The sequence below is a fragment of the Jatrophihabitans sp. genome, assembly GCF_035474675.1.
Taxonomy (GTDB): domain Bacteria; phylum Actinomycetota; class Actinomycetes; order Mycobacteriales; family Jatrophihabitantaceae; genus Jatrophihabitans_A.
This window is the reverse complement of sequence record NZ_DATINC010000046.1, coordinates 22,210-29,382: the sequence shown is the minus strand read 5'-3', so window position 1 is coordinate 29,382 and position 7,173 is coordinate 22,210. Positions and strand designations below refer to the sequence as shown.

Below are 7,173 nucleotides of genomic sequence, written 5' to 3'. Positions count from 1 at the left end.
GCCGGCGCCTTCGGGCTGCTGCCGTTCGCCGTGGTGATGCTGCAGCAGCGGGTGTTCTACGCGATGCGCGACGCCCGGACGCCGACCTTCATCAACGTCGCCATGGTGGCCACCAAGGTGTCGCTGGTGCTGGCCGGCAGCCTCCTGCTGCACGGCCGGGCGGTGCTGATCGCCCTGACCGTCTCCACCTCGACCTCCTACCTGGTGGGCTGCCTGGTCGGGCACCAGTTGCTGCGCCGCCGGTTCGGCGAGCTGGGGTTCGCGCCGGTGCTGCGCACTACCGGCTGGATCGCCGCCGCGTCCGCCGGCGGCGGCGTGGCGGGCCTGGCGGTGGTGCTGGCCGGCGCTGCGGTGCTGGGCGATGGCCGGGTGGCCGCACTGGTCGAGCTGCTGGTCGGCGGGGCGGTGGGCAGCGCCGTCCTGGTGCTGCTGGCACTGCGGCTGCCGCTGCCCGAGGTGGCCCAGATCGCCGCCGCGGTGCGCGGCCGGACCGGCCGGGACCACGGCGACGACCCGGCCCGCACGGCGGCCGGACCGGACGCCGGACCGGACGCGTAATAGTGCGCAATGGCGCGGAATAGCGCCCGCCCTAGACTGGTTGTTCCGGCGCTCCTCTCAACCGGAGGGGCCAGCAGTCAGCCAGCAACCATCGAGGTAGGCGTGAACGAGAACCACCGCAAGGTGATCGTGGTCGGATCGGGTCCCGCGGGCTACACCGCCGCTCTGTACCTGGCGCGGGCGGACCTGCGGCCGCTGGTCTTCGAGGGCAGCCAGTACGGCGGCGCCCTGATGAACACCACCGAGGTCGAGAACTACCCGGGCTTCCCGTCCGGGATCATGGGCCCGGAGCTGATGGGCCAGATCAGGACCCAGGCCGAGCGGTTCGGTGCCGAGCTGGTCAGCGACGACGTGATCTCGGTCGAGCTGGACTCACCGGTCAAGACGGTGCGGACGCTGGCCGGCGAGTACACCGCCGACGCGGTGGTGCTGGCGATGGGGTCGGCCTACAAGAAGCTCGGCATCCCGCGCGAGGACGAGCTGTCCGGCCACGGAGTGTCCTGGTGCGCCACCTGTGACGGCTTCTTCTTCCGCAGCCAGCACATCGTGGTGGTCGGCGGCGGCGACACCGCCATGGAGGAGGCCACCTTCCTCACCCGGTTCGCCGAGACGGTGACCGTGGTGCACCGCCGCGACTCGCTGCGTGCCTCCCGCATCATGGCCGAGCGGGCCGCCAGCAATCCCAAGATCAAGTGGGCCTGGAACTCCGAGGTGGCCGAGATCCACGGCGAGTCCAAGGTGACCGGGCTGACGCTGCGCGACACTCGCTCGGGCGAGACCCGCGAGATCGAGGCCACCGGGCTGTTCATCGCGATCGGCCACGACCCCCGGTCCGAGCTGGTCAAGGGCCAGGTCGAGCTGGACGACGAGGGCTACATCCTCACCGACGCCACCTCGACCCGGACCAACCTGGCCGGCGTGTTCGCCGCCGGCGACGTGGTCGACCACATCTACCGGCAGGCGATCACCGCGGCCGGCACCGGCTGCCAGGCGGCGCTGGACGCCGAGCGCTACCTTGCCGCGCTGGAGTCGGTCGGCGACGCCGAGCTCGCCGCCATGGAGGCCTGAGCCGCCGGCAACCCGCACTCCCGGTCCGTTCGTCGGGAAGGGTTCCGGCCCGCTGCTTGTTAGGTTGGGCAGCACATACCTCGAAGCTCAAAGGAGTCGCTGTTATGGGTGCCACCCGCGCCGTCACTGATGCCACCTTCGCCAAGGACGTCCTGCAGGCCGACAAGCCGGTGCTCGTCGACTTCTGGGCCGAATGGTGCGGGCCGTGCCGCCTGGTCGCCCCGGTGCTCGAGGAGATCGCCAGCCAGCACGGCGAGAAGCTCGAGATCGTCAAGCTCAACATCGACGAGAACCCCGGCGTGGCCCGGGACTACCAGATCATGTCGATCCCGACCATGTCGGTGTTCCAGAACGGCCAGGTCGTCAAGACCATCGTCGGCGCCAAGCCGAAGGCCGCGCTGCTCAACGACCTCGCCGCCTTCATCGGCTAACTTTTCCACAAGTTACCCACAGGCCGGCCCTATCGTCTCAGGACGGTAGGGGCCGGCCTTGTGCGTGTTTCAGGGCCGGTGCGGGTCAGCCCCGGCCCGCCGCCATCCAACCCGCCGGGCGGCGGGGTGCCGAGTCAGGGCTTGCCGGGCGTGAACCGGGCCGGCGTCAGTGACTTGCCGACATTGGTGCCGAAGATGCGTTCCAGGGCGTACTCCACGTCGTAGCGCCAGGACACCGTCGAGCGCAGCTCCATCCGCAGCCGCGGGTAGGCCGGGTGCGGCCGGACCGTCTTGAACCCCACCGAGCGCAGGTAGTCGGCCGGCATCAGGCAGCCCTGCGAGGCCGGGCCGGTGGAGCCGAATGCCTCGATCGCCTTGACCCCGCGCGGCACCAGCTCGGCGGCCACCGCCTGGGCCAGCATCCGCCCGATGCCGCCGGCGCGCCAGCGCGGCACCACGTGGGCGTTGAGCAGCAGCACCGCGTCGCCGGACACCGGCGAGGTCGGGAACGACATGGCGCGCGGCACGAAGCCCGGCGGGGCGAACATCGCGTAGCCCACCGGCTCGCCGTTGGCGTAGGCCAGCTTGCCGCAGCTGCCCCAGTCCAGCAGGGTCGCCGACAGCCACGCCTCCTTGGCCAGCCGGGCCTCCTCCGCCGGTGCCGGCTCCGGGTCGGCCAGCGGGCCCAGCTCCCAGAACAGGCAGGACCGGCAGGTGGCCGGCAGGTCATCCAGGTTGTCCAGGGTGAGCGGCACCACCCGGCGCGACACCGACATGCCGGCTAGCCCAGCCGGGCGGGGGAGTAGCTGTCCAGGAAGGCGCCCAGCCGGCCGATCGCCTCGGTGAGGACGTCGGCGTGCGGCAGCGTGACGATGCGCAGGTGGTCCGGGTGCGGCCAGTTGAAACCGGTGCCCTGCACCAGCAGGACGTGCTGGTCGCGCAGGAAGTCCAGCACGAAGCGCTGGTCGTCGGCGATCGGGTAGTGCTCGGGATCCAGCCGCGGGAAGACGTAGAGCGCGCCCTTCGGCTCGACGCAGCTGACCCCGGGAATGGCCCGCAGCGCGCGGACTGCGGCGTCGCGCTGCTCGAGCAGCCGGCCCCCGGGCAGCACCAGGTCCCGGATGCTCTGTCGGCCGCCCAGCGCGGTCTGGATCGCGTGCTGGGACGGCACGTTCGCGCACAGCCGCATGTTGGACAGGATCGCCAGGCCTTCCAGGTAGCTGGTGGCGTGCTGCTTCGGGCCGGACACCAGCAGCCAGCCGGACCGGAAGCCGGCCAGCCGGTAGGCCTTGGACAGGCCGTTGAAGGTCAGCGTGAGCAGGTCCGGCGCCAGCACGCAGAACGGGGTGTGGGTGGCGTCGTCGTAGAGCACCTTGTCGTAGATCTCGTCGGCCAGCACCACCAGGCTGTGCTGGCGGGCCAGCTCCGCGAACTCCTGCAGGACCTGCTGCGAGTACACCGCGCCGGTCGGGTTGTTCGGGTTGATCAGCACCACGGCCTTGGTGCGCGGGGTGATCCTGGCCCGCAGGTCCTCCAGGTCCGGTTGCCAGCCGGCGGACTCCTCGCACCGGTAGTGCACCGGCCGGCCGCCGGCCAGCGAGGTGGCCGCCGTCCACAGCGGGTAGTCCGGGGCGGGGATCAGCACCTCGTCGCCGTTGTTCAGCATCGCCTGCAACGCCATGCCGATCAGCTCGCTGACCCCGTTGCCGAGCCAGACGTCCTCGACGGTCACCGCCGGGTCCAGCCCGCGTTCCTGGTAGTGCTGCACCACCGCGGTACGTGCCGAGAGCACCCCCTGGGAGTCGGAGTACCCCTCGGAGTGGCGCAGGTTGCCGATCACCGCCTGGATGATCTCGTCCGGCGCGGTGAAGCCGAACGGCGCCGGGTTGCCGATGTTGAGCTTGAGGATGGAATGCCCCTGTGCCTCCAGCCGCTTGGCCTCGGTCAGCACCGGTCCCCGGATGTCGTAGCAGACGTCGGCGAGCTTGCCGGACTGGGTCAGTTCCATGCCCCAAGGGTTCCATATCTGGCCGGACCGGACCATCCCCCGCCGAGCTGCCCGCGGCACCGAGCACCGTGGTAGACAGCTGGCATGGACTACACCGAGGTGGTGCGCAGGCGCCGGATGGTGCGCAACTACGACCCGGACCGTCCGGTGCCCCGCGAGGTGCTCACCGAGCTGCTGGAGCTGGCGATCCGGGCGCCGTCGGCGGGCTTCAGCCAGGGCTGGCACTTCCTGGTGCTGGACGAGGCCGAGGACCGGGCGGCGTTCTGGCAGGCCACCACGGACTCAACGGCCGACCCCGATCCCTGGCTGCGTGACATGCAGACCGCGCCGGCCTTGATCATCGCTATGTCGGACAAACAGGCATATTTAGATAGATATGCCGCGCCGGACAAGGGCTGGACCGATCGGGACGAGGCGCACTGGCCCGTGCCGTACTGGGACATCGACACCGGCATGGCCAGCCTGCTGATCCTGCTGGGCGCCGTCGACCGGGGCCTGGCCAGCTGCTTCTTCGGGGTGCCGGCCGAGCGGCACCAGCAGGTGAAGCAGGCCTTCGGCATTCCGGACCGGTTGTCGCTGGTGGGCGTGATCAGCCTCGGCCAGCCGGCTCCGGACCGCCGCTCGCCGTCCCTCAAGCGGAGCCGGCGGCCGGTCAGCGAGGTGGCCTCGTTCGGCCGGATGCAGCCGCCTGCCGGCGACTGACGTTCCGGGTCGGCCTGGCGTCCCGCGGGTCAGCCGGATCAGCCGGACAGACCCGCCGGCTCGGCCGGCCGGCCGGCCACCCGCGGCGTGGCCAGCTGTGGTGCGATCACCGCCACGATCCGCTCCAGGTCGTCGACGGAGCCGAACTCCACAGTGATCTTTCCCTTGCGCTGGCCGAGCTCCACCTTCACCCGGGTCTCCAGGGTGTCCGACAGCTTCGAGGCCAGCTCGGTCAGGGCCGGCGCGGTAGGCCGGCGGGCCGGCTTGGGCCGGTTGCGGGTGGGAGCGGCAGAGGCCGCCAGGGCGACCAGCTCCTCGGTGGCGCGTACCGACAGGCCCTCGGCGACGATCCGGGCCGCCAGCTCGTCCTGCTGCTCGCGGTCCTCCAGGCCGAGCAGCGCCCGGGCGTGGCCGGCGGACAGCACGCCGGCTGCCACCCGGCGCTGCACCGGCACCGACAGGTTCATCAGCCGGATGGTGTTGGACACCTGGGACCGGCTGCGGCCGATCCTGCTGGCCAGCTCCTCGTGGGTGACCCCGAACTCCTGCAGCAGCTGCTGGTAGGCCGCCGCCTCTTCCAGCGGGTTCAGCTGGGCCCGGTGGATGTTCTCCAGCAGCGCGTCGCGCAGCATCGCCTCGTCGGCGGTGTCGCGGACGATCGCCGGGATGCTGTCCAGGCCGGCCGCCACGGCAGCGCGCAGCCGGCGCTCGCCCATCACCAGCTCGAAGCCGTCGCCCTGCGGGCGGACCACGATCGGCTGCAGGACGCCGAACTCCTTGATGGAGTGGCTGAGTTCCTCCAGCGACTCCTCATCGAAGACCTGGCGGGGCTGCTTGGGGTTGGCGGTGATCTGGTCCGGACGCAGGTACCGCAGGCTGGTGCCCGGCACCGGGGACGGGTCGAAGTAGAAGTCGGTGGCCGCCGAGGCGGTCAGGGACGACAGCGAAGGCACCCGATTGGCGCCTTTCCCCGCTCCACCGGACGCTCCGGCGGCTTGTCCCGCACCCGCGGTCCTCTCCTCGGCGTTGGCCGATTCACCTGACATAACCGGGTCGGTACCGGCCGCCTCGTCCTCGGATGCGGTGTCCTGCTGGGGCCCGGCGGTCGGGATCAGGGCACCCAGGCCCCGTCCGAGGCCGCCACGCCGTTGAGGTTTGGTCACTTACCGGCTCCCGCTCCTGCTCGTCCTGCATCTGTCCGTAAGTCCTGCTGTGCCCGCCCGGCACGCCTGCCGTACGCCCGCCGGGACGTCCGGCAGCCGGCTGGAACGCGGCTAGTGCGTCACCGCTCCGCGTTCGGCGAGTTCCCGGGCTGCGTCGACGTAGCTGACCGCACCCCGCGACCCGGGATCGTAGGTGATCACCGTCTGGCCGTAGCCGGGGGCCTCGGAAACCCGCACGTTGCGGGGGATGACCGACCGGATCACCTTGTCGCCGAAGTGGGCGCGCACCTCGTCGGCCACCTGGTCCGCCAGCCGGGTACGGCTGTCGTACATGGTGAGCAGCACGGTGGAGACCTCAAGCGCCTCGTTCAGCTGGCTCTTCACCAGATCGACGGTGTTCAGCAGCTGTGCCAGGCCTTCCAGCGCGTAGTACTCGCACTGGATCGGGATCAGGATCTCCCGGGCGGCCACCAGCGCGTTCAGGGTGAGCAGGCCCAGTGCGGGCGGGCAGTCGATGATCACGTAGTCGACCCGCTCGTCGTAGACGGCCAGCGCCCGGCGCAGCCGGTGCTCCCGGGCCACCTGGGACGCGAGCTCGATGTCCGCGCCGGCCAGGTCGATGGTGGCCGGCACGCAGCGCAGCAGCGGGGCGGCCTCGACCGGAACGGCCACCTCGGCGAGCGACATGCCGCCCAGCAGCACGTCGTAGACCGAGGCGGTGCCGGCGGTGTGCTCCACGCCGAGGGCGGTACTGGCGTTGCCCTGCGGATCCAGGTCGATCAGCAGCACCCGCAGGCCGTGCAGGGCCAGTGCCATCGCCACGTTCACCGCGGAGGTGGTCTTGCCGACGCCGCCCTTCTGGTTGGCCACCGTGATGATCCGGCGCTGCTGGGGCGCCGGCCAGGCCTGCTGCCGGACGTTGCGCACCTTGACGGCCTGCATCGCCTCGCGAGCTATCGGGGTGTCGAACCCCGATGTTTCACGTGAAACATCGGGGTTCAGCGCCTCGTAGGCGAGGTCGGCCTGCAGCGCCTCGTAGAGATCGGTGCCCAACGATGTTTCACGTGAAACGGTCACGTCCGAGACCTTGTCCTCAGCTCGCAGATTGACATACGACACGGCAGACCACGGGTTCACACCGGACTGGTCCACCTCGGAAGCGACCACCGGGATCGCGGGAGCGTTCAGAATCGGAACAGCAGTGTCGAGCTCGTCCGGCATCCCGGAGGTCACCTCATTGCCT

At 70.8% G+C, this 7,173-nt stretch carries 8 protein-coding genes; 4 read left to right on the top strand and 4 right to left on the bottom strand.

Translation table 11 applies throughout. The features are described from left to right. The 3 genes from VLJ82_RS04555 to trxA form a co-directional block, all read left to right on the top strand. Positions 1 to 558, top strand: a 558-nt coding sequence (locus VLJ82_RS04555; protein WP_408662134.1) for a lipid II flippase MurJ, incomplete at its 5' end; no start/stop codon positions are given. Between the two features lie 102 nt (positions 559 to 660). Further along, on the top strand, positions 661 to 1,626 hold the full coding sequence (gene trxB, locus VLJ82_RS04550) for a thioredoxin-disulfide reductase (RefSeq protein ID WP_408662133.1): 966 nt from the start codon (positions 661 to 663) through the stop codon (positions 1,624 to 1,626). A gap of 104 nt (positions 1,627 to 1,730) precedes the next feature. Next, positions 1,731 to 2,057, top strand: coding sequence for a thioredoxin (trxA, locus tag VLJ82_RS04545; protein ID WP_408662132.1), 327 nt, complete (start codon positions 1,731 to 1,733; stop codon positions 2,055 to 2,057). 134 nt (positions 2,058 to 2,191) lie between these two features. Here the strand turns inward: trxA and VLJ82_RS04540 are convergent, their stop codons facing one another. After that, the gene (locus VLJ82_RS04540; RefSeq protein WP_408662137.1) at positions 2,192 to 2,827 is read right to left on the bottom strand and encodes a GNAT family N-acetyltransferase; all 636 of its coding nucleotides are present in this window, start codon (positions 2,825 to 2,827) and stop codon (positions 2,192 to 2,194) included. A gap of 11 nt (positions 2,828 to 2,838) precedes the next feature. Next, the gene (locus tag VLJ82_RS04535; RefSeq protein WP_408662131.1) at positions 2,839 to 4,065 is read right to left on the bottom strand and encodes a pyridoxal phosphate-dependent aminotransferase; all 1,227 of its coding nucleotides are present in this window, start codon (positions 4,063 to 4,065) and stop codon (positions 2,839 to 2,841) included. 84 nt (positions 4,066 to 4,149) lie between these two features. On the opposite strand from VLJ82_RS04535, the gene VLJ82_RS04530 reads away from it, so the two are divergent. Then, positions 4,150 to 4,767 (top strand): nitroreductase family protein, encoded by a 618-nt coding sequence (locus VLJ82_RS04530; protein ID WP_408662130.1) that lies wholly within the window; start codon positions 4,150 to 4,152, stop codon positions 4,765 to 4,767. A gap of 38 nt (positions 4,768 to 4,805) precedes the next feature. On the opposite strand, the gene VLJ82_RS04525 is transcribed toward VLJ82_RS04530, so the two are convergent. Both VLJ82_RS04525 and VLJ82_RS04520 read right to left on the bottom strand, forming a co-directional pair. Next, positions 4,806 to 5,720: a ParB/RepB/Spo0J family partition protein gene (locus tag VLJ82_RS04525; RefSeq protein WP_408662129.1), complete on the bottom strand. Its 915-nt coding sequence runs from the start codon at positions 5,718 to 5,720 to the stop codon at positions 4,806 to 4,808. 321 nt (positions 5,721 to 6,041) lie between these two features. Beyond that, positions 6,042 to 6,872: a ParA family protein gene (locus VLJ82_RS04520; RefSeq protein WP_408662136.1), complete on the bottom strand. Its 831-nt coding sequence runs from the start codon at positions 6,870 to 6,872 to the stop codon at positions 6,042 to 6,044. Between the last annotated feature and the right edge of the window lie 301 nt (positions 6,873 to 7,173).